Origin of the sequence: Sphingomonas guangdongensis, assembly GCF_900199185.1 — a bacterium.
Classification (GTDB): domain Bacteria; phylum Pseudomonadota; class Alphaproteobacteria; order Sphingomonadales; family Sphingomonadaceae; genus Sphingomonas; species Sphingomonas guangdongensis.
Map to the genome: position 1 here is coordinate 604,942 of NZ_OBMI01000001.1, position 25,347 is coordinate 630,288.

Sequence of the window (25,347 nt, forward strand, 5' to 3'; positions counted from 1 at the left end):
CGCCTTGCCCGACGGCGACGATCTCCCTTCCCTGCTCGGCTTCTTCGAGGGGCGGCAGCCGCCGGCACCGGCCTGGTTCACGGCCGCGCTGGCTGACGCCCCGGCGCGCGCGACCTTCGATGCGGACGGCGCGGCGATCGAGCTGCTGACCTGGGGCGAGCGCGGCCGGCCCGGGCTGCTCTTTCTCCACGGCAACGCGGCGCACGCCGACTGGTGGAGCTTTATCGCGCCCTTCTTCGCCGCCACGCACCGCTGCGCCGCGATCTCCTGGTCGGGGATGGGCGGTTCCGCGTGGCGGCAAAGCTACTCGGTCGCGCAGTTCGCGGCCGAGCTGCTCGGCGCGACCGACGCGGGCGACCTCGCCGCCGCGGGACCGCCGATCGTCGTCGCGCACAGCTTCGGCGGTATCCCGCTGATCTACACCGCCGCGCACCATCCCGAGCGGCTCGGCGGCGGGATCATGGTCGACAGCTTCGTTCCCCCGCCCGCGCGCAAACGGCCGAGCTGGCTGGTGACCGGTCGTGCGCCCGGCCGCTACCCGACGCTCGCCGCCGCACTCGCCCGCTACCGCTTCGCGCCGCCGCAGACAAGCGAACACCTCTACGCCGTCGACCACCTCGCGCGCGGGTCGCTGCACCAGGTCGCCGCGGACGCGAACGGCCCGGCGGGGTGGACGTGGCGCTTCGACCCGAACCTCTGGGCGACCCTCGACCGCACCGCGGCCGACGCGCTCGTGCCGCAGGCGCGCGTGCCGATCGGCCTCCTCCACGGCGCGGAGTCGGCGCTGGTCGGGGAGGATCACGTCGCCCACCTCAGCGCGCAGCTGCCCGACTGCCGCTTCGTCGCGGCGGTGCCGGGCGCGCGCCATCACATCATGGTCGATCAGCCGCTCGCGCTGGTCGCCGCGCTCCGCGTGGGCATATCCGCGCTCTCAGCTCCGGGAAGGAACATGGCATGAGGATCTGGCATAGCGAGGCGGTCGGCGGGCCGGAGACCCTCCGGCTGACGGACACGGTTTCGCCCGCGCCGATGGCCGACGAGGTAGTCGTCCAGGTCGCCGCCTGCGGGATCAACTTTCCCGACAGCCTGATCATCCGCGACCTCTACCAGTTCAAACCCGAGCGTCCGTTCGCGCCCGGCGGGGAGATCGCGGGCGTAGTGACGCAGGTCGGGTCGGCGGTCACCGCGCTCGCGGTCGGCGACCGGGTGATCGCGCGCACCGGCTGGGGCGGCCTGGCGGAGGAGGTCGCGGTTGCCGCGCACAAGTGCGCGCCGCTGCCCGAGGGCATGTCGATGGCGGAGGGTGCCGCGTTCCTCTTCACCTATCTCACCTCCTACCACGCGCTGGTGCAGCGCGGCCGGATCGCGGCCGGTGAGCACGTATTGGTGCTGGGCGCGGCGGGCGGGACCGGGATCGCCGCGATCGAGATCGCCAAGGCGCTGGGTGCCACCGTCGTCGCCGCCTGCTCGAGCGCGGAGAAGGCGAACTTCGCACGAGCGAGCGGCGCGGACGCGGCAATCGTCTACGACCGCGGCCCGCTCGACAAGGATGCAGCGCGTGGCCTCGGCCAGCGCTTTAAGGAAGCGGGTGGCGCGCGCGGCTTCGACATCGTCTACGACCCAGTCGGCGGCGACTATGCCGAGCCTGCCTTCCGCGCGCTCGCCTGGAAAGGCCGTTACCTGGTCGTGGGTTTCACCGCCGGCATCCCGCGCCTTCCCTTCAACCTGCCGCTGCTGAAGGGCGCGGAGATCGTCGGGGTCTTTAACGGCGGCTTGCAGACCAACGAGCCGGCAGTCGCGGCGCAGAATGTCCGTGACCTGGTCGCGCTGTTCGTGGCCGGCCGCATCCGCCCCCGCGTGTCGCAGGTCTTTTCCTTCGCAGACGCACCGGCCGCGATCGCCGCGATCGCCGACCGGCAGGCGCTCGGCAAGCTGGTAGTCCAGGTCGGGGACGTCGCGTGACGGGAGCCGACGCGCTCGCGCGCATCCGCGCCGTCTATGCCGATCGGCTGGGCGAAGCGCGCCGCCGCCGTGCCGCCGGTGCGACGCTGGTCGGCTACTTCCTGAACGCCGTGCCGGTCGAGCTGATCCTCGCCGCCGGGCTCGATCCGATCCGGCTGGTCGGCGATCCCGCGCGGCGGTCCCCGCTCACTGAGCGCTACCTGGAGGAGTATTTCGACGGCGAGGTCCAGTCGCTGTTCGGCGCCGCGATGGAGGGCGACTTCGCCGACATGAGCCTGCTGGTGATCCCGCGCACGGCCGAGACCTACCTTCAGCTCTACTATTTCCTGAAAGAGATCCCGAAATGGGAGCTGCAGGCGAGCGTGCCGCCGCTCCATCTCTTCGACCTGTTGCAGACGCCGCACTGGACGGTCGCGCAGTACGACCTCGGCCGGATGCGGGCACTCGCCGCGCGCCTGGAGGAGATCGGCGGCGCCCGGATCGACGAAGCGGCGCTCCGCACGGCGATCGCGACCTGCAACCGGCTGCGCAGCTTGCTCGGGCAAGCGAGTACGCTCTGGCAGGGCGACGCTCCATCCCTCTCCGGCGTCGATGCGCTCGCCGTCATCGCGGCGGCGTCAGTGCTCCATCCGGACGAGGCCGTGCCGGCGCTTGAGGCCCTGGTCGCCGATCCGCCGCCGGTCCGCCGCGACGATCGGCCGCGCGTGCTGCTGAAGGGCAGCCCGCAGAGCGATCCGCGCGTGACCGCGCTGATCGAGGAGGCGGGTGCCCGCGTCGTCGCGCACGACCATGTCGCCGGAGACACCACCTATGACACGCTGGTGAGCGAGGGCGGCGATCCGTGGGAAGCGCTTGTCCACCACTATCAGCTCGGCATCCCGGGGCTGCGCGCCTACCCTCAGCGCGCGCAGGACCAGCGCTTCCTGGCGCTCGTCGAACGAAGCCGGGCCGAGGTGGTGATCTTCTTCCACGACCAGTACGACGACACGCTCGGCTGGGAGTATCCGGATCAGAAGAAGCTGCTCGACGCGCGCGGCATCCCGTCGCTGTTCCTGAAGCAGCAGCCCTACCTCGACCCGCCCGTCGCCGAGCAGCACGCGGCGGTCGCCGGCTTCCTCGCCACGCTCCAGAAAGTGCCCGCATGACCGACACCGCGACCCGGCCGCCGCGTGCGCCGGAGGGCGAGCGCATGGCCGCGACCCTCGCCGCCCAGGCCTATCAGAAGGCGACCCAGGCGCGGTTTCGCGCGGAGGTGATCGAGGGCGGCGGCGACTATGTCATCGCCGACGCGGTTGCCCCGCACGAGATCTTCCACACCATGGACGTGCCCGTCATTTCGCTGCCGTGGTACTCGGCGGTGATCTCGGCGAAACAGCTCTCGCCCTACTACTTCGGGCTGATGGACGAGCTCGGCTACCACGACGGGTTGCCGCGCTACACCAGCCTGCCGTTCATGACGACGCTGGCGAACGAGCCCGAGCGCGCACCCTATGGCGGGCTGCCGAAGCCGACCATGATCCTGGAGCGGCTGCGCGGCGACTACGGGCAGAAGATCGGCGAGCAATGGGCGCGCGCGTTCGGCGGCGTGCCGCTCGTCACGATCGACAACTCCTCCGTGACGGAGCTGACCCCCGGCTGGTTCCGCCACGCGCAGTCCGACTGGGAGGCGCTGTACGAGCCGCACCGGCTCGACTTCCAGGTCAAGCAGATCGAGAACGTCATCGCGGTCGCCGAGACGCTGACCCACCGCTCGCTCGACCCAGGCGCGTTCCGCCAAGTCATGCACCGCGTGAACGAGGCGGGCGAGCTGGTCGATCGTGCGAAGCGGATCATCGCCGCCGCACGGCCCGCGCCGGTGTCGCTGCCCGAACAGCTCACCAACGTCATGGCCGCGACCTGGAACCGCGGCAGCCAATGGGCGGTCGACCACCTGCGCACCTATTGCGAGGAACTGGAGGCGCGGGTCGCAAGCGGCGTCGCCGCCTGCCCGGACGAGCGCGTCCGGCTCTTGTGGGTGAACAACGGATTGTGGTTCAACACCGGCTTCTACCGCGCGTTCGAGGAGAAGTACGGGGCGACGTTCGTGTGGTCGATGTACTCCAACTTCCTCTCGGACGGGTACCGGAAATACTTCACCGACGATCCGCTGCGGGCGCTCGCCGCGCGGCACATCTCGATGAACGAGCAGCTCCACCTGCCCGGCTGGATGGCGGAATGGATCATCGAGCAGGCGCGCGACTACGGCTGCACGGGCGCGGTGATGCTGGTCCCGATCGGCGACCGGATGAGCGCGTTCGGCACCAAATTGTGCGCCATGGCCCTGGAGCAAGGCGGCATTCCGACGCTGACGCTGACTGCCAGCATGGTCGATGCCCGCTTGTGGGATAACGCCGCCATGATACGGAAGGTCGAGGAATTTCTGGAGCAACGCGTACTCAAATGACCGCTCGCAGGGCGACAACGAAGATTGCCGACCCGGTGCCGCCGGGCGCGGCCACGCCCGGATTGGCGGAGAGTTTCTCGCTGGGCGTGCTGGACCAGCTGATTAACTTCCGGCTGCGCCACATCCGCAACTACCTGACCGACTGCTACCGCAAGGAAACGCTCGCGCTCGGGCTGAAGGCGGGCGCGTTCGGCGTGATGGCGGTGATCGACGCCAATCCCGGCATCTCGCAGATCGATCTCGCGCGGTTCGGCGGCTACGACCAGACGGTGCTGGTCGGAGTGCTCGACGACATCGAACAGCGCGGCTGGGCGACCCGCACCCGTGATCCGAGCGATCGTCGCCGACACCGCGTCGCGCTGACCAACGAGGGCAAGGTGGCGCTGGACGGCCTGCTCGCCCGCGCGCTGGAGAACGAGCGCCCGGCCCGCGAAGCCCTGACCGCCGCCGAGCTACGCGACTTTCGCGCCGCGCTCGACAAGATCTACCACCACCTGCTCTAGCGCGGCGCTCACCAGCGCGGCGAGGGTCGTCAGGGTCGGTGCCGCCACGCCGGCTGCGCGAGCAAAGGCGAGCGGCAGATGGAGCAGCGCATCCGCCTCCAGCGGTCGCCCGCGGCGGTGGTCCTGGGGCATGGAGGACAGGTGACCCGCCGCGGGCGGTCGCGGATCGATCGTCCAGTCGACCCCGCTCGCCGCCGCGATCGCGACCGCCTCCGCCCCGACCGCGTCGACGATCGGGCGCAGGGCCGGATCGTCGACACCTCGCGTGACGTCCGATCGGTCAGCAGCGACAGCAGCGAGGCGCGCAGGTTGTTGATCAGCTTGGTCCAGACCGCCTCCCGGATGTCCAACGTGGGCGGCGATGCGATCCCGGCCGCGACCAGCACGGCGCGGAGCTCCGCAATCCGGCCGCTAGCGCTGTCATCGATCTCACCGATGGTCAGCTGGTTTCGTTCGGGTGAGCTGTTGCGGACCACGCCCGGGCGCTCGACTTCGTTGGAGGACGACACCACGGCACCGATCGTCCGCGCGACGCCGACCCGCTCGCGCAGCGCCCGCGTCGGACCGGGCAGCGCGAGCTCGGCCACGGTCAGGCGTCCGCCCGCCCCGTCGCCGTACCACCACGGGATGCCGTTCTGCCTGAACGACCGGGGTCGCCGCGCTCACGCCCTGTCGCTGAACGTCACCAACCTGTTCGACCGCGACCCGCCCGATGCCATCCTGGCGTCGGATGCCCGGCAGAGCGGCGGCTTCGACGTGCAGCAGTCGAGCCCGCTCGGCCGGCTGATCACCACCGGAGTCGGGCTGCGCTTCCAGCCGCTGGTCAGTCCTCCCCGACCCGCAGGTGCGCCCGGCTGCCGTCGACCTTGCCGGCGAGGCCCGGCACCTCCTCCAGCTGGCGCAGGTCGGTGAAGCGGCCGCGCTCGCCGCGATAGCGGACGATCTCGAACCCGTGCCCGGCGAGGCCCGGCACCGCGTCGAGCTCGTCCGCCGTTGCGGCGTTCACGTCCACGGTGTCGCTCACATCGTCGCTCCTCATCATCGTCACGCGTCAGCCGCCTGGAGGCCAGGACCTAGCAGCCGCACGATGCGTCCGGGTCGAAGCTCCACCGTCCGCCGGTCGGAACCGCAGCGAACCACTCGGGTTCCGCCGATCCGCGGCCGAATAAGGCACTCGCTCAGTTGCCCGTTCGTCCAGCGGAGATCAAGCTCCGCCGCGCCGCGGACACGCACGCCGCGGATCGATCCGTGCGGCCACGCGGCGGGTAGCGCCGGCAGCAGCTCGAGGAGGTCGCCGCGGCTGTGCACCAGCAGCTCGATCATCGCGGCGGCACCGCCGAAATTGCCGTCGATCTGGAACGGCGGATGCGCGTCGAACAGATTGGGGTAGGTGCGCGGAGAGGAGAGCAGGCGATGGAGCACGCCGAGCGCCCGCTCCCCGTCACCCAGCCGTGCCCATAGGCTGGCCCGCCACGCGAGGCCCCAGCCGGTCGACGCATCGCCGCGCCGCTCAAGCGACCGCCGCGCCGCCGCCGCGAGCGCCGGCGTGTCGTCGCGGTTGATCTGGTCGCTCGGGTAGAGGCCGTAGAGGTGCGACACATGGCGGTGGCGCTGATCGGGCGCGTCACCGTCCCAATCGTCGCGCCACTCCATCAGTTGGCCCGCGCGACCAACCCGGTCGGGGATCAGCCGCGCGCGGGCCGCGGCGAAGCGGGCGCAGAGATCGGCGTCCAGCCGCAGGATCGCGCCCGCCTCGACGCAGCGCGCGAACAGGTCGCGCAGGATCTGCATGTCCATCGCGGGGCCGGCGCACAGGCTGCCGCCGTGACCGTGATCGTTCTCCGGCGACAGCGACGGGTTGGTCAGCAGCCGGTCGCTGCCGGGCTCCGGCGCCAGCGTGTCGAGGAAGAACAGCGCGGCGCCGCGCATCACAGGCCATACTCGGCGCAGAAAGGCCGCACTGCGGCCGTAGTCATAGTGATCCCACAGGTGCAGGCACAGCCACGCGCCGCCCATCGGCCACAGGCCCCAGAAGCTGCCGTCGACCGGCGCGGTGGCGCGCCACAGGTCGGTGTTGTGGTGCGCGACCCAGCCGCGTGCGCCGTACATCTCGCGCGCGGTGCGTGCGCCCGACGCGGCCAGCTCCTCCACCATCGCGACGAGCGGCGCAACGCAGGGCGCGAGGTTGGCGGGTTCGGCCAGCCAGTAGTTCATCTGGGTGTTGATGTTGATCGTGTATTTGGAGCCCCAGGCCGGGGCGTTGCTGTCGTTCCACATGCCCTGCAAATTGGCCGGCTGGCCACCGATGCGTGAGCAGGCAATGAGCAGATAGCGGGCGTAGGCGAAGTACAAGGAGGCGAGCGCCGGATCGTCCTGCGGCCGGCTGATCGCGACCCGTGCGTCGGTCGACAGCTCGGCGACGGGCGAGCGGCCGATCTCCAGCGCGGCGGCCCGGAACAGCTGGCGGTGATCGGCCTGATGATTGGCGAGCAGGGTCGCGTACGACTTGGCGGCGGCGGCGGCGAGCAGATCGCGGGTAGCGGCGACCGGATCGCCATCGACCCGGTCGAAGCGGCGGTGGCTGCTGTCCAGCGCGACCAGCACGACCAGCTCGTCGGCACCGCGCACGGTCAGCGCGTCACCCTCCCGCACCACCCGGCCGCCGCGCGGCAGCGCCTGCGCGCGCAGCGCCAGTGTCAGCCCGCCCGGCACGCCGGCGCTGCTGGCGCCGCGCAGCACGGACAGGAGCTGATCGTCACCGGCCGGCAGCGCGGCCGCGTCCGGACCCGCGCGCCACGCCAGCTGCGCGTCGATCGCGCCCGGCGCATCGCAGGACAGGCGGACGACGAGCACCCGATCGACATGGGAGGCGAACACCTCCCGCCGGTAGCGCCGCCCGCCCGCGGTGAAGCTGGCACTCGCCAGCGCGCCGTCGAGGTCGAGATCCCGCTCGTAGCTTTCCGCGTCGTTGTCATTCACGCCGGTTAGCCGGACGAGCAGCGCGCCGGCGGTCTGGTAGGGCATCTGGCTCGCCGGACGGCCGACCAGCGCGGCGTCGGCGAGCGTGTGCGCTTCTTTGATCCGCCCGTCGAGGATCAGCTGGCGCACCCGCGGCAGCGCCTCGCGCGCGGCCGGGTTGACGGGATGGTAGGGCTGGCCCGCCCACCAGCCATGGTGATTGAGCTGGAGCAGTTCGTCCCGAACGCCGCCGCTCACCATCGCGCCGAGCATCCCGTTGCCCACGGGCAGCGCCTCCAGCCACATTCGCGCGGGCTGACGGTACCAGAGCCGCGGCGCGTCCGCAGTCCGGTCTGTCTGCTGGGCGGCGGCACCCGGGGACGCAGGCCAGCTAAGGTCCAGCGCACCGAGCGCGGCGAGCCCCAGCAGTTCACGCCGATCCACGCCCTGCACCCCCCCTTCAAGGCCTCGTCGCGCCGGGCCGACCCGATCACCGGCGCTGCGTCACTCGTCCTCGGCGTCCTCGATCTCGTTGTCGACCGCGTCCATGAAGTCGCGCGCGGCCTCGCGATCCTCCTCGTCGGCAAAGGCGGTGTCGAGGTCAGGCGCGACGCCGAGCATGTAGGCTAGGCACCACAGCGCGAAGCGCCGACCGCTGTCCTTCTCCAGCCCGAACTGCAGCCGCAGGCGGTCGATCCCGGCGGCGAGTTGCTCGGGCGGAAGGGTGGCGATGTCGTCGGTTCCGAAGAAGCGGACGAGCAGTTCATCGAAGTCCATCCGTGCTCCGTAGCGCAGCCACGGCCGCGACCCAAGCCGGCGTGCCCCGCGACGTTGCCGATGCGGAGATCATTTCTGTAGTGATCGACACATTTAGACGTTGACGGCCCGACTGCTGAACGCCAAACATTATGTGTCGATCACTATATAAGGATACAGGCTTATGCAGGAACTCGCGGGCAAGCGCGCCCTGGTCACCGGCGCCTCGCGCGGCATCGGCGCGGCGATCGCGATCGGGTTGGCTGAGAAGGGCGCGGATGTCGCGATCACCTATGAGCGCGCGACGGAGCGTGCGGCCGCGGTAGTCGCCCGGATCGAGGCGCTCGGCCGGCGCGGGGTCGCGATCCAGGCGGACAGCGCCGACGCGGGCGCGATCGAGCGCTCGGTCGGTGAGGCGGCGGCGGCACTCGGCGGGCTCGACATCCTCGTGAACAACGCCGCGATCGCCCGCTACAGCGACATCGCGAGCTTCCCGGTCGAGGACATCGACGCGCTCCTGACCGTCAACGTGCGCGGGCCCATCCTCGCTGCCAAGGCGGCGATCCCGCATCTCGGCGCGGGCGGGCGGATCATCAACATCGGATCGGCCGGCGCCGACCGCATCGTCGGGGCACCCGGCACCGTCTACTACATGACCAAGTCGGCGTTGCAGTCGTTCACCCGCGGGCTGGCGCAGGAACTTGGTCCGCGCGACATCACCGTGAACCTGGTTCAGCCCGGTTCGACCAATACCGACATGAATCCGGAGGACGGCGAGACGGCCGACTACCAGCGCAGCCTGGTCCCGCTTGGCCGCTACGGCCAGCCGGAAGACGTGGCTGCCGCGGTGGCGTTTCTGGCGAGCCCGGCGGCGCGCCAGATTACGGGCACCAGCCTGACGGTCGACGGCGGCGCGCTGACCTGAGTCCGCAGCCCAAAAAGAACGGCCCGACGAGGTCATCGTCGGGCCGAGTTGTGCCTAGGGAGCATTTCCAGGCATCTGGGACGCGGGCGGCACGTGGCTAACCGCGGAATGGGTCACTGGCTGTTGTCGGTCGCGGTCAGGCTGTTGCCTTCGAGCGTAGCGGCATTGTCCAGCAGCGTGTCGTTGAGCGCGACGGCATTGTCCCCGGACAGGTTGCCGAAGGCGTCGCCGGCCTCCAGCTCGTTGCCGAGCGGGTCGCCGGCGACATTCTCCGTCACCACGCTGTTGGTCGTCTCGGTCGAGCCGCCGCAGGCGGCGAGCGGGAGCGCGGCGAGCAGCAGGAGCACGGCAGCAGATTTCTTCATTGATCACCCTTTCGTTATTGAACCGTTGTCTGGTGGCTGAGCGCCGCGCCGAACGCCGTGAAGAAGCCGCGGCTGCCCGCGCAGCGATCGACGTCCCATTCCGGATGCCACTGCACCGCCAGCACGTTCGCGCCGCAGGCGGGGGCGCGCACCGCCTCCACCAGCCCGTCGGCGGCCGACAGCGCCTCGACCCGCAGCCCGCCGCCGAGCCGGGCGATCCCCTGCTGGTGGACCGAGCTGACGCGCAGCCGCCGCCGGCCGCTCGCCGCGGCCAGCACCCCGCCCGCGGTCAGCTCGACCAGGTGGCGATGGCGGAACAGCGCGTCATAGTCGTCGTCCCAGCTGCCGCGGTGGTGGCGTGGCGCCGCGGCGATCGTCGATAACGAGCCGCCGAACAGCACGTTGATTTCCTGCAGCCCTCGGCAGATGCCGAACACGGGCTTGCCGCCGGCGATCATGCGCTCGGCGAGCGCCAGGGCGACGGCGTCGCGCTCCGGATCCACCGTCTCCGGTTCGGGCGCGGCGTGGTCGCCGTAGTGGCGCGGCGACACGTGCGAGCGTCCGCCGGTCAGCAGCAGCCCGTCGAGCACCGCCGCGGTCGCGGCGATGTCGACCGCGTCCGTCGCTGCGGGGACCAGCAGCACGCTGGCATCGCAGAACCGCTTCAGCGGATCGAGGAAGCGGGTGGCGACCGCCTGAACCGGGCGATTGGCAACCTCGTTCCCGCACATGATGCCGACGATCGGGCGCCGCCCTCCCTCCCTCATGCCGCGTCCTCCAGCGCGTCGCGCAGGTCGCCCGCCGAGCTGGCGGGCAGGTGCCGCGCCTCCGGCTGCACGATCACGCTGTCGGGCGCGACGTCGCTCAGCAGCCAGACGTTGCCGCCGATGATCGATCGCGCGCCGATCGTGACCGGACCGAGGATGGTCGCGCCGGCGTAGATCACCACGTCGTCGCCGACGACCGGATGGCGCGGCATGCCCGGCCGCTGCGCCCGGCGCGCGGTACCCGGCGCCGTCCGGCCGCCGAGCGTCACATGCTGGTAGATGCGGACGCGGTCGCCGACCCGCGCCGTCTCGCCGATCACGACGCCGGTGCCGTGGTCGATGAACAGGTGACGGCCGATGGTGGCGCCGGGATGGATGTCGATCCCCGTGCGCTCGTTGGCGAGTTCGGAGATGAGCCGCGCGACGATCGGCGCTCCGAGCGCGAAGAGCTGGTGCGCGATGCGGTGGTGGAGGCAGGCGATCGCCCCCGGGTAGCAGATCAGCACCTCGTCCACGCTGCGCGCCGCGGGATCGATCAGGAAGGCCGCGTCGACGTCCTCGTCGATCTGGCGTCGGATGTCGGGCAGCGCCGCCCCGAACAGCGCCGCGATCTCACCGGCCTGCTCGCGCGGAAACGGCACACGCGCCTCGGCCTGCCAATAGGCCAGCTCGCGTCCGACCTCCCGCTCCAGCGCGGTGAGCGCGGCGGACAGCTGAGCGGCGACGAAGCCGTCCTCGTCAGCGTTGCTCCCGCCGAAGCGACCGAGCCGCCGCGGGTAGAGCGCGGCGGAAAGCAGCTCGACGATCCCGGCGACTGCGGCCCGCGCCGGGAAGCTCGCGCCGTCCTGGCCCGCGCCTTCGCGGGCGCGCCAGGTGTCGCGACTGGCCCTGAGGGCCGCGACGATGTCGGGTACCGTGCCGACACCCGTCGAGTCGCTGCCCCGAACGCGTGCGAAATCCTCGGCGAACGGCGTCTGCGTCATTCATGACCTCCGCCCCAAGTGATATCCCATCAGCTAAGTAGGAATTGTCAGATTTGCTTTACGAGCACCAAGTTCTGCTTGCTAGGCTCGGCGTCGGTGCCGCGCGACTATGCCCTCCGCGAGCGCAGGCGCGCCGCAGCAGGCAACGGAGGAGTCGCAAGTGGCCGCCACTGCCCTGACGTTGGATCGGCTGCAGCCGGTGATCCTGAGCGGCCATCCTGCGCGGATCGGGCTCGCCGACATGCTCGCCGCGCTGCCGATCAATCCCGGACGCCTGATCCCGTGCCGTGCAGACACGCCCGCGCAGCGCAACGTCACGGCTTCGCTGATCGACGATGCGGTGGCGGGTGCCGATCGTGCCGTGCTGCTGGTCGCCGAGGGGATCGGCTGCGCCGCGGCGGCGTGGTGGGCCAGGCTGTCGCCCCGCGCCTATGTGGAGCGGGTCGCGGGCGCGCTGCTGATCGATCCGGCGAGCGGCGACCAGACCGCGTCCTTCGCCTCGCCCCGGTCGGTCCTGCCCTTCCCCTCGCTGGTGCTCGGCACCGGTCAGGACGCGAAGGCGCTGTCGGGCGAGTGGGGCAGCCGCCTGCTCGCGGCGCCCGAAACGAGCGCTGCCGCGCCCCGCAGCGGGCCGTTCCGCGCCATGATCCAGCGGTTCACCACCGCAATCGTCGAGGGCGACGTGGGCCGCGCCCGGCGCTTGCTGGAAGCGGTCGGCGAGGGATAGCGCCACCACGCCTCGGCGCGCTGCCGGTCACAGCGGTTCCGCGTCTATCGCCTGGGGGAGCCGCATGGGCCGGTAACCGTTAGCAGCGCGTGCCCGCAACCGATGCCCTTTCGACCCGCCTGTTCTTCACCGCCGACACCCACTTCGGCGATCACCGCACCATCAACATCTGGCGTCGCCCGTTCGCCGACGTAGCGGCGATGGACGCGCTGCTGATCGAGCGCTGGAACGCAGTCGTCGGGCCGCAGGACATCGTGTGGCACCTGGGCGATGTCGCGCGGCGGCCCGGCGACGTGGCGGCGCTGCTCGCACGGCTCCACGGCACCAAGCACCTGCTGCGCGGCAACAACGATCCGGATGACACCGCCGCCGCGCCCGGCTGGGCCAGCGTCGGCGACTATGCCGAGCTGGAGGCGGATGGGCACCCGCTGGTGCTGTGCCATTATCCGTTCCGCAGCTGGAACCAGCAGCACGCCCGCGCGATCAACCTGCACGGTCACAGCCACGGTCGGCTGAAACCGCTGCCGCGCCAGTACGACGTTGGCGTCGACGTCCACCACTTCGCGCCGGTCACGCTGGCGCAACTACTCGAACAAGGAACCAGCCGATGACCGACGACGGGCGGAGCCGCAGCGTGCCGAGCGGGCGATTGTCGCGGCTCTCCCGCTTCGGGCGCATGGGGGCGAGCGTCGCAGGCGGCATGCTGTCGGAGGGGGCGCGGCGGCTGGCGGCGGGCGAGCGGCCGAAGGTGGGCGACCTGCTGCTCACCCCTGCCAATGCGGCGCGCGTCGCCGAGCAGCTGTCGCACCTGCGCGGCGCGGCGATGAAGCTCGGGCAGATGATCTCCATGGACGCAGGCGACGTCCTCCCGCCCGAGCTCACCGCGATCCTGGCGCGGCTGCGCGACAACGCCCACCACATGCCGCCGCAGCAGCTTGCCCAAGTGCTCGCGGCCGAATGGGGCGCGGACTGGCGTCGCCGCTTCCGCCACTTTCAGGCGCACCCGATCGCCGCCGCCTCCATCGGGCAGGTTCACCGCGCCGAGCTGCCCGACGGGCGAACGGTCGCGATCAAGGTCCAGTATCCGGGCGTCGCCGACAGCATCGACGCCGACGTCGACAATGTGACCACGCTGCTGCGGGTATCGGGGCTGCTCCCACGTGAGCTCGACCTGGCGCCGCTGCTTGCGGAGGCCAAGCGCCAGTTGCACGAGGAGGCGGATTACGCGCGCGAGGCGGCCATGCTGACGCGCTACCGGGCGCTGGTCGGCGACGATCCCGCCTATCTGGTACCCGGCCTCGTGCCCGAGTTCAGCACCGCGCGCGTGCTCGCGATGGATTACGTCGCGGGCGAGCCGATCGAGGCGCTGGAGGGTCGCGGTGCCGACGAGCGCAACCGTGCCGCTCACGCGCTCGTCCGCCTGGTCCTGCGCGAGCTGTTCGGTTGGGGCGTGATGCAGACCGACCCCAACTTCGCCAACTATCGGTGGCAAGCGGACAGCGGGCGGCTGGTGCTGCTCGACTTCGGTGCCGCGCGTGAGGTGAAGCCGGAAACGCAGGACGGCTACCGACGGCTGCTCGCGGCCGGGCTTGGCGGTGACCGGGAGCAGGTGCGCTCCGCGGCGGTCGCGGCCGGGTTCCTCGGCGACGCCGCGGTCGAGCGGCACCGCGCGACGGTCGACCGGATGCTCGACGTGATCCTGGCCGAGCTCAACAAGCCCGGCCCGTTCGACTTCGGCGACCGCGCGTTCGTCCAGGTGATCCGCGAGGAAGCCATGGTCATGGCGCAGGACCGCGCGACCTGGCACGTACCGCCGGTCGACACGCTGTTCGTCCAGCGCAAGATCAGCGGCACCGCGCTGCTCTGCGCGCGGCTGAAGGCGAGCGTCGACGTGCGCGCGGAACTCACCAGCTACCTCCCCGCGTGACCCCGCCGCACCTGCTGGCACTCGAGGAGTGGCGGGAGCGCGTCCGCGGCGACCGGCGCGTGCCGCACTTCGACCCGCTCGACGGTGGTGATCGGGCGCGGCTGCTCCTGCTGCTCGAGACGCCGGGGCCGGGCGGAGCCGGCCCGCGTTACGTCAGCCGCGACAATCCGACGGGCACGGCGCGCAACCTGATCCGCTTCCTCGACAATGCCGGGATCGCGCGCGCCGACACGGTGATCTGGAACGCGGTGCCGTGGATTGTTCATGCCGATGGCGCGCGCAACCGGGCGCTGCGTGTGGGCGAGATCCGCGAAGGCCTGACCTGGCTGCCGCCGTTGCTCGCGTTGCTGCCGCGGCTGGGGGTCGTCGTTCTGTCCGGTAGCGTCGCGGCCCGGGCGGATGCCGTGGTTGCACAGGCGCGACCCGGCGTTCACATTCTCGCCATGCCCCATCCCTCCCCGACCTTTGTCTGCACCAGCCCCGACGTGCCCCGCCGCATCGCCGCCACCCTGACCCAAGCCGCCCGCCTGCTCGCCCGCTGATGGCGAGTGTCGCCATTGTCGGCGTGTCCAAGCGCTTCGGCGACACCGCGGTACTCGCCCCAACCGACCTCGTGATCGAGGACGGCGAGTTCGTGGTGATCGTCGGCCCGTCCGGGTGCGGCAAGTCGACGCTGCTGCGCCTGATCGCGGGGCTGGAGACGCCGACCAGCGGCCGCATCCTGATCGATGGCCGCGACGTGACGGACGCCGCGCCCGCCGACCGCGGCCTGGCAATGGTGTTCCAGTCCTACGCGCTCTACCCGCACCTGTCTGTCGCCGAGAACATCGGTTTTCCGCTGAAGGTCGCCAAACGTCCGAAAGCGGAGATCAGGGCGCGGGTGGCGGAGGTCGCCGCGTCGCTCGACCTCACCGCGCTGCTCGGCAGGCGTCCGGCAGCACTATCGGGCGGGCAGCGCCAGCGCGTGTCCATCGCCCGCGCGATCGTCCGCCAGCCCGACGTGCTGCTGCTCGACGAGCCGCTGTCGAACCTGGACGCGGAGCTGCGCGGGCGGATGCGGCACGAGTTCGCGCGGCTGCACGGTTCGCTCGGCGCGACCATGATCTACGTGACGCATGACCAGTTGGAGGCGATGACGCTCGCCAATCGGATCGTCGTCATGAACGCCGGCGTGATCGAGCAGGTCGGATCGCCGCTGGAGCTCTACGACGATCCGGCGACGCTCCATGTCGCGCGGGCAATCGGCTCGCCCGGCATGAACGTCGTGTCGGGAACGGTTGAGGAGGTCGCTGCGGAGGGCGCGACCGTGCGGCTGAGCGACGGGCAGCAGGTGCGCGCTGGCCGATTGGCGGCGCTCGGGCAGGTGGTGACGGTGGGGGTCCGCCCCGAGCACCTCCACCCGAGCGACACCGGCCCGTTCACCGGCGCGGTGGAACTGTTCGAGCGGCTCGGCCCGCTGTCCTTCGCGCACCTTGGCACCCGCGGCGCGGCGGACACGGTGGTCGCGCAGCTGCCGGGCGACCGGCGGGTGACGCTGGGCGAGGTGCTGACCTTTGCCGCACCGCCCGCGCAGATCCACCTGTTCAACACCGCCGGGAACGCCCTGCCGCGCGTCAGCCCTTGACGCTGCCGCCGAGCAGCCCGCCGATGTAGAAGCGCTGGAGCGACAGGAACAGCAGCAGCACCGGCAGAGTCGTGACCACGGCGGCGGCCATCATCAGCTCGCCGTCGGCGGCATGTTCGCGCACGATCGCGGCCACCGCGACCGGCAGCGTGTACCTGTGCGCGTCCGACAGCACGATCAACGGCCACAGGAAATCGTTCCAGCTGCCGAGAAAGATGAACAGCGCGAGCGTAACGGTGATCGGCGCGAGCAGCGGCAGCACGATCGAGACGAAGATGCGTCCTTCGCTCGCCCCGTCCAGCCGCGCGGCGTCGAGCATCTCATCCGGAATCGACAGCGCCGCCTGACGCACAAAGAGGATCGCGAAGATGCCGGCGAGGCTCGGGAGGATCACGCCCGCATAGCTGTTCACCAGTCCGACCTCACGCAGCAGCAGGAACAGCGGCAGCATCGCCACCTGCCCCGGCACAACCAGCAGCGCGAGCAGCAGCTTCAGCAGCCGTTCGCGTCCGGTGAAGCGCAGCTTTGCAAAGGCGTATCCGGCGGGGACGGTCAGCAGCAGCCCGAGCAGCGTCGCAACCGCGGCTACCCCTAAGCTGTTCCAGATCGCGGGCACGACCTTGTAGTCGAACCACGCCCCCTCGAACTGGCGTCGCACCAGCAGCTCGTAATAGTTCTCCCCCGTCCAGCGCGCCGGCCAGAACGGCGGCGGAAAGGCGCTCGACGCATAGCGCGGCATGAACGACACCAGCACCATCCAGACGAGCGGCAGCAGCGTCACTGCCGTCAGCAGCGCAACCGCGGCGTTGAGCGCGACGGCGCGGAGGGTGCGGCGCCTCACAGCCATTCGTAGCGCCGCCCTATGCGGGTCTGGATCGTGGTGAGCGCCAGGATCAGCACGAACAGGATCAGCGCGACCGCCGAGGCCTGTCCCAAGTTCCACCATTTGAAGCCTTCGTCGAACATGAAGTAGAGCACGGTGACGGTGCTCTGCGCGGGACCGCCCATTGTCATGACATAGGGTTCGGAGAAGAGCTGGAGGAACCCCGCCACGCTCATCACCGCGGCGAGCAGCAGCGTCGGGCCGATCGCCGGCAGCGTCACGTGGCGGAAGCGCTCCCACCGCGACGCGCCGTCCAATCGCGCCGCCTCCATCAGCTCGACGGGAACGGCTGACAGCGCGGCGGTGAACACGATCATGTTGTAGCCGAAGATCTTCCAGGTCACGAACAGCAGGATCGCCGGGATCGATGCGCGCGGATCGCCCAGCCAGTCGACCGGACCCACCCCGACCCACGACAGCGCATAGTTGAGCAGGCCGAAGCGGGTGTTGAGGACGAAGCGCCAGACGATCGCGGTCGCGACGACGCTGGTGACATAGGGCGCGAACAGCGCGACGCGCCAGAACGGCTTCCAGCGCACCGTCGCATCGTTGAGCAGCAGGGCTGCAAACAGTGATGCGCCGATCGCCATCGGCACGCCTAGGCAGGCGAACAGAAAGGTGTTGCCGAGCGCACGCCAGAACAGCGGGGTGCGGAGCAGCTCCGTGAAGTTCGCCGCGCCGACGAAGCGGACGTTGTCGGACGCCGCCATCGCGTAGATGCTATAGTCGGTCACGGCGAGCGCCATCGCGAGCAGGACCGGCAGCACGAAGACGAGCGACGTAATCAGCAGCACCGGGCCGACGAAGCCCCAGGCGGCACGCTCCTGCCGGGTCATGCGATCTGGCCCGCCTGGACAAGCTCGCGCCGCTTGGCGAGCAGCTGATCGGCGCGCGCGTCGAGCCCGGCGAGCGCTTGGCGGATCGTCTGAAGCCCGCGAACGACCCGCTCGGCCGCATACTGGATCTCGATCTGAATACGCTCCCATTCGATCACCGGCGGCGCGAGCCCAGGCGCGGCAAGCTGCGCGGCGAAGGGGGCGAGCACCTGCGGGTCGAGCGACAGCGCATTCCACGCGCTCGCCCGTGCCGGCAGGTTGCCGATCATCTGCTGGAACTTTACCTCGCTCGACCGCGAGGTCAGGTGTCGGACGAGCGCCCAGGCCTCCCGCGGTCGCGGCGTCGTCGCCGACACGCACAGGCTAGCACTGACCATTGACGCGACGCTCGGCCCCGTCGGTCCGGCCAGCCGCGCCACGCCCCAGCGCTCCCGCGGCAGTTCGGCGGCGCGGCGGCGCAGGTCGAGCAGCAGCGTCGGCCAGCTCGGCCAGATCGCGAAGTAACCTGCGGCAAGCGCCGCAAGCGGATCCTGCACCTCCGTCGAGAGCGCGCGCGGAGCCAGCCCTTCATCAAACAGCGACTTGTAGAAGGCGAACGCCGCCTCAGCCGCCGGCTGGCTGAAGTTGCCGCGCGTGTCGTCCTCCCGCAGCAGCCGCGCGCCCGACTGCCACAACATGCTGACCAGCGTGTCGGGCCAGTTCAGCAGCATCAGGAAGACGTAGTCGTCGGGTCGACGGCGCTTAAGTGTCCGCCCCATCGCGCGCCACGCTTCCCAGTCGTCCGGCGGGCCGGCGTACCCCGCCGCGGCGAGCAGGTCGCGCCGGTAGTACTGCACCTGCGGCGCGATCGCCCACGGCACCGCGACGTCGCGCCCGTCCACCCGCGCGAGCGCGAGCGCGGTCGGCACGGTGTCTGCGATCAGCGCCGGCGACGGTACGGGCGCGATCGCGCCGATCGACCAGAACTCGCGCACCCAGCCCGACGGTACCATGAACACGTCGGGCAGCGCCCCGCCGGCGAACGCAGTCAGCATCTTCTCGTGCGCGGCGGTGGACGGCACCGACTGGACGTCGACCGACAGGCCGGTCGCCCGCTCAAACGCGGCGGTCAGGTGCGGCGAGTAATCCCCCTCGTAGCTGGTCGCCCAGAACCGCAGGTCGGCGCGCGCCGCCGGATGACAGCCCGCGATAGCGAGCGCGCCCGCCCCCGCCAGCCAGCCGCGCCGCGTCACCTCCAGCGGCGTCAAGCCGTCGATCGCCCGTCCTCCGGTACGGTTGCGGTTGTTGAGGTTCCGCAACCAATCGCGCCGCCGCGCTTTCTTGTCGGACAACGATAACACAAGTCAGCCCGCCCGAAAGAGGTGGGACCATCAAAGGGACTCCGGGGTAGATGACGATCACACAATTGCTGCGCGTGGCGCTTCTCTGCGGCGCCGCGCCGCTCATCGTGGCCGTGCCGGCCGCGGCGCAGGACCAACCGGCTCCCTCGGGTACGCCAGCGGATGAGGGCTCCGACTCTGAGGCGATCGTCGTCACGGGCTCCCGCATCCAGCGTCCGGATTACGAAGCGCCCAACCCGATCGTCTCGTTCGACGCGGCCAAGTTGCAGGAGTCGGGCAACACTAACGTCACCGAGTTCCTCCGCCGGGTGCCCGCGCTCACCAACTCGCTCGACAATTCCCGGACGGCAGGCAATTCGCAGACGGAGGCATCGATCGGCAGCGCCGGGCTTAATCTGCTCGACCTGCGCGGGCTCGGCACCAACCGCACGCTGGTGCTGGTCAACGGCCGGCGCCACGTCGCCAGCCAGTTCGACACCGCTGCGGTCGACATCAACGCGATCCCGACCGACCTGATCGAGCGAGTCGACGTGCTGACCGGCGCGGCGTCCGCCGTCTACGGCGCGGACGGTGTGTCGGGCGTCGTCAATTTCGTGCTGCGCCGCGACTTCGACGGGATCGCCGCGCGCGGACAGGTCGGCATCTCCGACCAGGGTGACGCCGGCAACCGCTTCGCGTCGATCATCGCGGGCCGCAACTTCGCCGATGGCCGCGCCAATGTGACGCTCGGCTACGAGTACAACGCCGAGGATCCGCTCGCCAACGACGACCGCGCCTTCCTGCGCTCGGAGAACCGCTTCAACTTCGTCAACGTCGACAATTACGACCCGACCCGCCCCGGCAGCTACCAGCAGGGCCCGGTCGCCGACATCCGCTACGCCGCCAGCTCGCCCGCCGGCCTGGTCTACATCGGCGATCAGGTGTTTCGCGGCGACGGCGCCATTTACACGCCCGGACGCCAGCTCCAGAACGACGGCTACACGCTCGGTGGCGACGACACCCAGGTTGCGGGATACATCGGCGACATCTTCCCGCGGACGGAGCGCCACGCGGTCAACCTGCTGACCCGCTTCGACGCGTCCGACGCCTTCAAGCTGACGATTGAGGGCAAGTTCGTCCAGGCGGAGGCGCGGACCTTCGGCAGCTACAGCGGCACCTATCCATCGACCATCCAGCTCGACAATCCGTTCATCCCCGCGACCATCCTGGCCGCCGCGCGCGCGAACGGCGACAGCGCGGTCTATATCAGCCGCAACAACTTTGACTTTCCGCGCCGCGGCGAAGACGACCGGCGCCGCACGTACCGCGGCGTGATCGACGCGACCGGACGGCTGTCCGACCACGCAAGCTATGACATCTACTACACCTACGGCCGCACCGACGTGCGCGCGACCAAGCTCAACGACCGGCTGGTCGCCAACTTCGTGGCGTCGGTCGATGCGGTGCGCGATGCGTCCGGCGCGATCGTGTGCCGCTCGGCGGCGGCGCGCGCAGCGGGATGCGTGCCGATCAACACCTTTGGCGCGAACGCGGCCGCCGGCAACACCGGCGCGTTCGACTATTTCCTGACCGATCCGGTCAGCAACGCCCGCGTCGAGCAGCATGTCGCCAATGCATCGCTCACCGGCGACTTCGGCCAGTTCTTCGAACTGCCCGGCGGCGCCATCCAATTCGCGGTTGGCGGGGAATACCGCCGCGAGTCGAGCCGATTTCGCCCCGACGCGGGGCTCGCGACGCAGGCCTACTACTCGGTCGACGACGGCATCTACGACGAGCCGGTCGTCCAGACGCCCTCGTCCGGCAGCTTCGACGTCTGGGAGGCGTTCGGCGAGCTCAACGCCCCGCTGCTGAAGGAGCGGCCGTTCGCCTACCTGCTATCGGTGGGCGCGGCAGGCCGCTACTCCGACTATTCGACGATCGGGAGCACGCGCGCCTATCAGTTCAACGGCATCTACGCGCCAGTCGAGGACGTGAGCTTCCGCGGCTCCTACGGCCGCTCGGTCCGGGCGCCGAACATCGCGGAGATCTTCCGCCCGACGACCGGCTTCGCCGACTTCATCAGCGATCCCTGCTATCTTGGGCAGCGCAATCAGGGCACCCAGTACCGCGAGGCGAACTGCCAGGCGCTGATCTCGGCCGCGGGCGGCAATCCGGCGACGTTCAACGACATCAACAACCCCGACCGCGACGTAAACATCCCTGGCTCGCAGCGCGGCAACGCGCTGCTCCGGCCGGAGGTCGCGCGAACCTGGACCGCGGGTGTGGTCCTGCGCCCGCGCTTCGTGCCGCGGCTGCAGATCGCGCTCGACTGGTACGACATCCGCCTGAAGGATGCGATCAGCCAGGCCTCGCCGTCGACCATCGCGGCCCTGTGCGTCGACCAGCCGACCACCGACAATCCGTTCTGCGACACGATCTCGCGTCGTCAGGGCACCGGTTACATCAACGGCTTCATCGTCCAGCCGGAGAACGTCGCCGCCTTCCGCACCGCCGGCTTGGAAGGCAACGTCAGCTACAATTTCGACGCGGGCAGCTTGGGTCGCTTCGACGTCCGGCTGGTCGGCGGCTATCTCCACAAGCTGGAGCAGCTCGCGACCCCGGGCGCGGAGGTCGAGAACAACGTCGATCGCCCGTTCCGGCCAAAGTACAACCTCACCTTCTCGCCGACCTGGGCGTTCGGGCCGATCACCCTCGCCTACAACCTGCGCTGGCAGAACGGCGTGCGGCGCTTCAGCCGCTTCGCGACCGACAACAACCCGACCTTCGTCGATCCGCGCTATTTCCGCTTCAAGGAATTGTGGCAGCACGACGTGCAGGCGCAGATCACGACCAGCGACGGCTTCACCTTCTACGGCGGGGTCAACAACTTGGCCGATCAGAAGCCCGACATCGGGTTCGAGACCAACGTGCCGATCTCACCCGTCGGTCGATTCCTGTACTTCGGCGCAAAGGTGAACCTCGGGCGGTGAGCACCGCTTGATCGGCCATGCTGCACCGCACATAGCTGCGGATCATGAAGCACCTGACCGAATCCTTTCCGATCGAGCCCCGCCACGCCGACTATGACGTGGTGATCCCCTGCTACAACCGCGGGCACGTCGTCGCCGACGCGGTGGCGAGCGTGCTGGCGCAGGACCATGCGCCGGCCCGCGTCGTGGTGGTGGATGACGGATCGCGCGACGGCAGTGCCGCGATCGTCCGCGGACTTGCCGCGGCGAATCCGGGCCGGGTGGAGGCGGTCGCCATGCCGCGCAACGCCGGCGCCTCTCACGCCCGCAACGTCGGCGCGGGGCTGTGCGGATCGGACTGGATCGCATTCCTCGACAGCGATGACGTGTGGCTGCCCGGTGCCGCCCGCGCGCTCCTCGGATCGCAGGCAACAGCGGGCGCCGACATCGTCGTCGGCCACTTCGCGCGGGTCGAACAGGGCGGCGAGCCGGGTGATCCGGAATGCGGCTGGGACGGCGGCGACATCCGCGCCGCCCTGCTCAGCGGCGGCGTTATCGGTCCATCATGGTCGGTGGTGCGCCGCACCGCGGTGTACGCGGTCGGCGGGTTCGACCCGAGCTTCCACAACTGCAACGACTGGGACTTCTATACCCGCGCGGCCGCCGCCGGTGCGCGCTTCCACCGGATCGACACCGCCGTCGCGCTGTACCGGACGGTGGCCGGCAGCCGGCTGGTCAACGACACCGCGATCGGGGCGGAGAACGCGCGCCGAGTCCGCGCCCATCGCTACTTCGACGGCATGCCGCTGCTGGAGATCGCTTAATTGTTCAACGATTAGCTTTGCAGCGTATAGTTATTCAGCAAAGTTATTGACAATAGCGGTCGCTACAGCCACTCGTCCTCGCGACGAAGCAGAGACTTCGTGCAGCATTGGAGGGGGTGAGGCATGCGGCTGTTCAACCGAGAACTGTTCCAGGTGGCATCGCACCTGGCGTTGGCCATGGCGGCGATCGTCGGTGGTGCCGACGTGGCGCGCGCGCAGGACAGCACGCCGGCCACGTCGGAGCCGGAGGAATCGGGCGAGATCATCGTCACCGCCCGCCGGCGCGAGGAAAGCCTGCAGGATACGCCGGTCGCGATTTCCGCCTTCTCGGCCGAGCTGCTGCAGGACCGCCAGGTGCTTCAGACCCAGGATCTGGAGCGGGTCACCCCCTCGCTGCAGTTCAAGCCCGCCGGCCAGCTCTCCGGCAACAGCGCGTCTTCCGTCGTCTTCCTGCGCGGGGTGGGTCAGGTCGATCCGACCGCCGCGGTCGATCCGGGCGTCGGCATCTACCTGGACGAGGTCTATCTCGGCCGTGCGGTCGGCGGAGCGATCGACTTCGGCGACATCCAGAGCGTGGAGGTGCTGCGCGGGCCGCAGGGCACGCTGTTCGGCCGCAACACTATCGGCGGCGCGATCCTGGTCCGCACCCGCCAGCCCGAGCTCGGCCGGTTCAGCGCGCGCGGCCGCCTGCGGATCGGCGAGTACGATCTGCGAGAGGGCTTCGCCGCGCTCAACCTGCCGCTCGGGAACACGCTGGCGGCGCGCGTCTCCGGCGGTTTCCGCAAGCGCGACGGCTATGTCATCCGCCAGGCGGACGGCCTCGATCTCGGCAACGAGGATGGCTATTCCTTTAACGGCTCGCTCAAGTGGGAGCCGTCGAGCGACTTCGACCTGTTCCTGCGCGCCGACTACTCAAAGCGGGACGAGAACGGCGCGCCGTTCGTGTTCGCCGGGATCAACGAGCAGGCACCCGTCGCCGCCATCGCCAGCGTCGCGGCGGGCTGCCCGGGCGCGACCATTCCCTTTGCGCCGCTGACGCCAGGCAATCCGCGCTTCGGTGCGCCCAACGTGCCGCAGATCAACGACGTGCGCTGCGCCAACGACTTCCAGACGCGCGGCGACTTCGTCAACGGCGGCACCGCGCCCGTGATGAGCGAGTCGGAGGTGTGGGGCGTCGCCGGCACCGCCAACATCAACCTCACCGAGCAGGCGACGGTGAAGCTGATCACAGCCTATCGCGAGACCTCGTCGCGCGGCGTCCGCGACGGCGACAACACGCCGCTGCTGCTGATCACCACCGATGTCGGCTCACAGTCGGCGCAGTTCAGCCAGGAGGTCCAGCTCCAGCTCGACTTCGGCAGCGTCAATGCGATCCTCGGCGGCTACTATTTCGACGAGGTCACCGACGAGCGCGCGACGGTGTTCCTCGCCTTCCCGCCCTCGCCGCCGGTGATCGGCTCGCTGCTGGCCGGCGGGCCCGGCTCACGCGACCTCCAGGTCTCGCGGCTGAAGACCAACTCGGTTGCGGTGTTCGGGGAGCTCGGCTGGAGCCCGCTCGACGGCCTCGAGCTGACCGGGGGCCTGCGCTACACCTCCGACCGCAAGTCGTACCGCGGTGCCGTGCTGAACCTGTTCCCGTCGACCCAGCCCGATCCCAACCCGCTGCCGACGCTCGCGACCACGCAGGGCGGGCCGCTGTTCATCTTCAACCGCCCGTTCACGCAGGATTTCGCGGCGCTGACCGGCTCCGCATCGATCCAGTACCGGTTCAGCCCGGCGATCAGCACCTATGCCTCCTACGCCCGGTCGTTCAAGTCGGGCGGGTTCAACACCCGCTACAACGCCGCCACCGCCAACAACCTTCCGGTGCCCTTCGACGAGGAAAGCGTCACCAGCTACGAACTCGGCATCAAGAGCAACATCGGGCGCCTGCGCCTGAACCTCGCCGCGTTCCAGGCCGAGTATCAGGACATCCAGCTGATCTTCCGCCAGGGCGTCGTGCCGCTGCTGTTCAACGCGGGCGAGGCGCGGATCCGCGGGCTGGAGGCGGAGGCGAACTACCGAGCGCCGTTTGGCCTGGTGATCGACGCTGGCGCGAGCATCCTCGACGACGACATCAAGAGCATCACGCCCGTACCCGGCGCGACCGCGACGGTGACCCCGGCCGACGACCTGCCCTTCACCCCCGACCTCCAGGCGAACGTCGGCCTCGGCTGGCGCTTCGACCTGGGCGGCGGACTGACGCTGACGCCGCGATTCGACGCGAGCTACCAGTCCAAGATCACCTTCATCACCGGCAGCATCCCGGAGATCGAGGAGAACGGCTACTGGACCGGCAATGCCTCGGTCGGATTGCGTCTGCGCAACGGCATCGAGCTGAGCGGCGGCGTCAACAACGTGTGGAACGAGCGCTACCTGATACAGGGGAACGCCAGCCTCGCGACGCTGGGCTATGCCGAGCGCATCTTCGCGCGCCCCCGCAACTGGTTCGTCCAGGTCGCGGCGGACTTCTGAGGCGGGCGCCGAACTCTCGACTTCGCTCGGCACGAATCGGACTGGTTGAGGGCGCGGGCGCC

Annotated in this window: 24 protein-coding genes; 14 read left to right on the forward strand and 10 right to left on the reverse strand. The window is 70.1% G+C overall.

Features of this window, described 5'->3' with window-relative positions; translation table 11 throughout:
• Positions 1 to 4: 4 nt before the first annotated feature.
• Genes CRO12_RS02800 through CRO12_RS02820 form a run of 5 tightly spaced genes read left to right on the forward strand, consistent with a single transcriptional unit; the run spans position 5 to position 4,908 of the window.
• Positions 5 to 958, forward strand: a complete 954-nt coding sequence (locus CRO12_RS02800; protein WP_097062471.1) for an alpha/beta fold hydrolase — start codon at positions 5 to 7, stop codon at positions 956 to 958.
• Positions 955 to 1,962 carry an NADPH:quinone oxidoreductase family protein gene (locus CRO12_RS02805; RefSeq protein ID WP_097062472.1) on the forward strand — a complete coding sequence of 336 codons (1,008 nt, stop codon included), beginning with the start codon at positions 955 to 957 and terminating at the stop codon, positions 1,960 to 1,962. The genes CRO12_RS02800 and CRO12_RS02805 overlap by 4 nt, the downstream gene beginning before the upstream one ends.
• Positions 1,959 to 3,107, forward strand: coding sequence for a 2-hydroxyacyl-CoA dehydratase subunit D (locus CRO12_RS02810; protein WP_097062473.1), 1,149 nt, complete (start codon positions 1,959 to 1,961; stop codon positions 3,105 to 3,107). Before CRO12_RS02805 ends, CRO12_RS02810 begins: the two co-directional genes overlap by 4 nt.
• Complete coding sequence (locus tag CRO12_RS02815; protein WP_097062474.1) at positions 3,104 to 4,405, forward strand: 2-hydroxyacyl-CoA dehydratase family protein; 1,302 nt, start codon at positions 3,104 to 3,106, stop codon at positions 4,403 to 4,405. The genes CRO12_RS02810 and CRO12_RS02815 overlap by 4 nt, the downstream gene beginning before the upstream one ends.
• Complete coding sequence (locus tag CRO12_RS02820) at positions 4,402 to 4,908, forward strand: MarR family winged helix-turn-helix transcriptional regulator (protein WP_097062475.1); 507 nt, start codon at positions 4,402 to 4,404, stop codon at positions 4,906 to 4,908. The genes CRO12_RS02815 and CRO12_RS02820 overlap by 4 nt, the downstream gene beginning before the upstream one ends.
• Here CRO12_RS02820 and CRO12_RS18545 read toward each other — a convergent pair.
• The 4 genes from CRO12_RS18545 to CRO12_RS02840 form a co-directional block, all read right to left on the reverse strand.
• Positions 4,858 to 5,271, reverse strand: a complete 414-nt coding sequence (locus CRO12_RS18545; RefSeq protein WP_097062476.1) for a ketopantoate reductase C-terminal domain-containing protein — start codon at positions 5,269 to 5,271, stop codon at positions 4,858 to 4,860. The two genes, CRO12_RS02820 and CRO12_RS18545, sit on opposite strands and share 51 nt — an antisense overlap.
• 460 nt (positions 5,272 to 5,731) lie before the next feature.
• Positions 5,732 to 5,932, reverse strand: a complete 201-nt coding sequence (locus CRO12_RS02830; protein ID WP_245858151.1) for a ComEA family DNA-binding protein — start codon at positions 5,930 to 5,932, stop codon at positions 5,732 to 5,734.
• Positions 5,933 to 5,952: 20 nt separating this feature from the next.
• Entirely contained in the window at positions 5,953 to 8,310 is a 2,358-nt protein-coding gene (locus CRO12_RS02835; protein ID WP_245858153.1) for a glycoside hydrolase family 95 protein, read from the reverse strand.
• Between the two features lie 60 nt (positions 8,311 to 8,370).
• On the reverse strand, positions 8,371 to 8,643 hold the full coding sequence (locus CRO12_RS02840) for a hypothetical protein (RefSeq protein WP_097062478.1): 273 nt from the start codon (positions 8,641 to 8,643) through the stop codon (positions 8,371 to 8,373).
• 163 nt (positions 8,644 to 8,806) lie between these two features.
• Between CRO12_RS02840 and CRO12_RS02845 the strand changes: the two genes are divergently transcribed.
• Entirely contained in the window at positions 8,807 to 9,547 is a 741-nt protein-coding gene (locus CRO12_RS02845; RefSeq protein WP_097062479.1) for an SDR family NAD(P)-dependent oxidoreductase, read from the forward strand.
• 113 nt (positions 9,548 to 9,660) lie between these two features.
• On the opposite strand, the gene CRO12_RS02850 is transcribed toward CRO12_RS02845, so the two are convergent.
• From CRO12_RS02850 to epsC, 3 genes are read right to left on the reverse strand one after another with little or no spacing between them, the layout of a single operon-like run.
• Positions 9,661 to 9,912 carry a hypothetical protein gene (locus tag CRO12_RS02850; protein ID WP_097062480.1) on the reverse strand — a complete coding sequence of 84 codons (252 nt, stop codon included), beginning with the start codon at positions 9,910 to 9,912 and terminating at the stop codon, positions 9,661 to 9,663.
• Between the two features lie 14 nt (positions 9,913 to 9,926).
• The gene (locus tag CRO12_RS02855) at positions 9,927 to 10,679 is read right to left on the reverse strand and encodes a gamma-glutamyl-gamma-aminobutyrate hydrolase family protein (RefSeq protein WP_179640845.1); all 753 of its coding nucleotides are present in this window, start codon (positions 10,677 to 10,679) and stop codon (positions 9,927 to 9,929) included.
• Complete coding sequence (gene epsC / locus CRO12_RS02860; RefSeq protein WP_097062481.1) at positions 10,676 to 11,662, reverse strand: serine O-acetyltransferase EpsC; 987 nt, start codon at positions 11,660 to 11,662, stop codon at positions 10,676 to 10,678. Before epsC ends, CRO12_RS02855 begins: the two co-directional genes overlap by 4 nt.
• A 160-nt stretch (positions 11,663 to 11,822) precedes the next feature.
• Here epsC and CRO12_RS02865 point away from each other — a divergent pair, with 160 nt between their 5' ends.
• The 5 genes from CRO12_RS02865 (at position 11,823) to CRO12_RS18445 (ending at position 15,940) form a co-directional block, all read left to right on the forward strand.
• Entirely contained in the window at positions 11,823 to 12,389 is a 567-nt protein-coding gene (locus CRO12_RS02865; RefSeq protein ID WP_245858154.1) for an alpha/beta hydrolase, read from the forward strand.
• Positions 12,390 to 12,478: 89 nt separating this feature from the next.
• Positions 12,479 to 13,000, forward strand: a complete 522-nt coding sequence (locus CRO12_RS02870; protein WP_097062482.1) for a metallophosphoesterase family protein — start codon at positions 12,479 to 12,481, stop codon at positions 12,998 to 13,000.
• Positions 12,997 to 14,316: an ABC1 kinase family protein gene (locus tag CRO12_RS02875; RefSeq protein WP_097062483.1), complete on the forward strand. Its 1,320-nt coding sequence runs from the start codon at positions 12,997 to 12,999 to the stop codon at positions 14,314 to 14,316. The genes CRO12_RS02870 and CRO12_RS02875 overlap by 4 nt, the downstream gene beginning before the upstream one ends.
• Complete coding sequence (locus CRO12_RS02880; RefSeq protein ID WP_218838850.1) at positions 14,313 to 14,858, forward strand: uracil-DNA glycosylase family protein; 546 nt, start codon at positions 14,313 to 14,315, stop codon at positions 14,856 to 14,858. The genes CRO12_RS02875 and CRO12_RS02880 overlap by 4 nt, the downstream gene beginning before the upstream one ends.
• Positions 14,858 to 15,940 (forward strand): ABC transporter ATP-binding protein, encoded by a 1,083-nt coding sequence (locus tag CRO12_RS18445; RefSeq protein ID WP_097062485.1) that lies wholly within the window; start codon positions 14,858 to 14,860, stop codon positions 15,938 to 15,940. Before CRO12_RS02880 ends, CRO12_RS18445 begins: the two co-directional genes overlap by 1 nt.
• Here the strand turns inward: CRO12_RS18445 and CRO12_RS02890 are convergent.
• Genes CRO12_RS02890 through CRO12_RS02900 form a run of 3 tightly spaced genes read right to left on the reverse strand, consistent with a single transcriptional unit; the run spans position 15,930 to position 18,990 of the window.
• Complete coding sequence (locus tag CRO12_RS02890; protein ID WP_245858156.1) at positions 15,930 to 16,781, reverse strand: carbohydrate ABC transporter permease; 852 nt, start codon at positions 16,779 to 16,781, stop codon at positions 15,930 to 15,932. The genes CRO12_RS18445 and CRO12_RS02890 overlap by 11 nt on opposite strands.
• Positions 16,778 to 17,659: a carbohydrate ABC transporter permease gene (locus tag CRO12_RS02895; RefSeq protein WP_097062486.1), complete on the reverse strand. Its 882-nt coding sequence runs from the start codon at positions 17,657 to 17,659 to the stop codon at positions 16,778 to 16,780. The genes CRO12_RS02890 and CRO12_RS02895 overlap by 4 nt, the downstream gene beginning before the upstream one ends.
• The gene (locus CRO12_RS02900) at positions 17,656 to 18,990 is read right to left on the reverse strand and encodes an extracellular solute-binding protein (protein WP_179640847.1); all 1,335 of its coding nucleotides are present in this window, start codon (positions 18,988 to 18,990) and stop codon (positions 17,656 to 17,658) included. Before CRO12_RS02900 ends, CRO12_RS02895 begins: the two co-directional genes overlap by 4 nt.
• Positions 18,991 to 19,049: 59 nt before the next feature.
• Between CRO12_RS02900 and CRO12_RS02905 the strand changes: the two genes are divergently transcribed.
• The 3 genes from CRO12_RS02905 to CRO12_RS02915 all read left to right on the forward strand — a co-directional run bounded on the left by CRO12_RS02905 (position 19,050) and on the right by CRO12_RS02915 (position 25,285).
• Complete coding sequence (locus CRO12_RS02905; RefSeq protein ID WP_097062488.1) at positions 19,050 to 21,968, forward strand: TonB-dependent receptor plug domain-containing protein; 2,919 nt, start codon at positions 19,050 to 19,052, stop codon at positions 21,966 to 21,968.
• Between the two features lie 44 nt (positions 21,969 to 22,012).
• Complete coding sequence (locus CRO12_RS02910; protein WP_097062489.1) at positions 22,013 to 22,771, forward strand: glycosyltransferase family 2 protein; 759 nt, start codon at positions 22,013 to 22,015, stop codon at positions 22,769 to 22,771.
• A 123-nt stretch (positions 22,772 to 22,894) separates the two neighbouring features.
• Positions 22,895 to 25,285, forward strand: a complete 2,391-nt coding sequence (locus CRO12_RS02915; RefSeq protein WP_097062490.1) for a TonB-dependent receptor — start codon at positions 22,895 to 22,897, stop codon at positions 25,283 to 25,285.
• The last annotated feature ends 62 nt before the right edge of the window (positions 25,286 to 25,347 follow it).

What these genes read in the sequence shown, in the direction of transcription:
- CRO12_RS02840 (WP_097062478.1), bottom strand. Translation starts at nt 8,643, where the DNA reads ATGGACTTCGATGAACTGCTCGTCCGCTTCTTCGGAACCGACGACATC.
- CRO12_RS02815 (WP_097062474.1), top strand. Translation starts at nt 3,104, where the DNA reads ATGACCGACACCGCGACCCGGCCGCCGCGTGCGCCGGAGGGCGAGCGC.
- CRO12_RS02895 (WP_097062486.1), bottom strand. Translation starts at nt 17,659, where the DNA reads ATGACCCGGCAGGAGCGTGCCGCCTGGGGCTTCGTCGGCCCGGTGCTG.
- CRO12_RS02820 (WP_097062475.1), top strand. Translation starts at nt 4,402, where the DNA reads ATGACCGCTCGCAGGGCGACAACGAAGATTGCCGACCCGGTGCCGCCG.
- CRO12_RS02855 (WP_179640845.1), bottom strand. Translation starts at nt 10,679, where the DNA reads ATGAGGGAGGGAGGGCGGCGCCCGATCGTCGGCATCATGTGCGGGAAC.
- CRO12_RS02910 (WP_097062489.1), top strand. Translation starts at nt 22,013, where the DNA reads ATGAAGCACCTGACCGAATCCTTTCCGATCGAGCCCCGCCACGCCGAC.
- CRO12_RS02805 (WP_097062472.1), top strand. Translation starts at nt 955, where the DNA reads ATGAGGATCTGGCATAGCGAGGCGGTCGGCGGGCCGGAGACCCTCCGG.
- CRO12_RS18445 (WP_097062485.1), top strand. Translation starts at nt 14,858, where the DNA reads ATGGCGAGTGTCGCCATTGTCGGCGTGTCCAAGCGCTTCGGCGACACC.
- CRO12_RS02875 (WP_097062483.1), top strand. Translation starts at nt 12,997, where the DNA reads ATGACCGACGACGGGCGGAGCCGCAGCGTGCCGAGCGGGCGATTGTCG.
- CRO12_RS02915 (WP_097062490.1), top strand. Translation starts at nt 22,895, where the DNA reads ATGCGGCTGTTCAACCGAGAACTGTTCCAGGTGGCATCGCACCTGGCG.
- CRO12_RS02845 (WP_097062479.1), top strand. Translation starts at nt 8,807, where the DNA reads ATGCAGGAACTCGCGGGCAAGCGCGCCCTGGTCACCGGCGCCTCGCGC.
- CRO12_RS02850 (WP_097062480.1), bottom strand. Translation starts at nt 9,912, where the DNA reads ATGAAGAAATCTGCTGCCGTGCTCCTGCTGCTCGCCGCGCTCCCGCTC.
- CRO12_RS02905 (WP_097062488.1), top strand. Translation starts at nt 19,050, where the DNA reads ATGACGATCACACAATTGCTGCGCGTGGCGCTTCTCTGCGGCGCCGCG.
- epsC (WP_097062481.1), bottom strand. Translation starts at nt 11,662, where the DNA reads ATGACGCAGACGCCGTTCGCCGAGGATTTCGCACGCGTTCGGGGCAGC.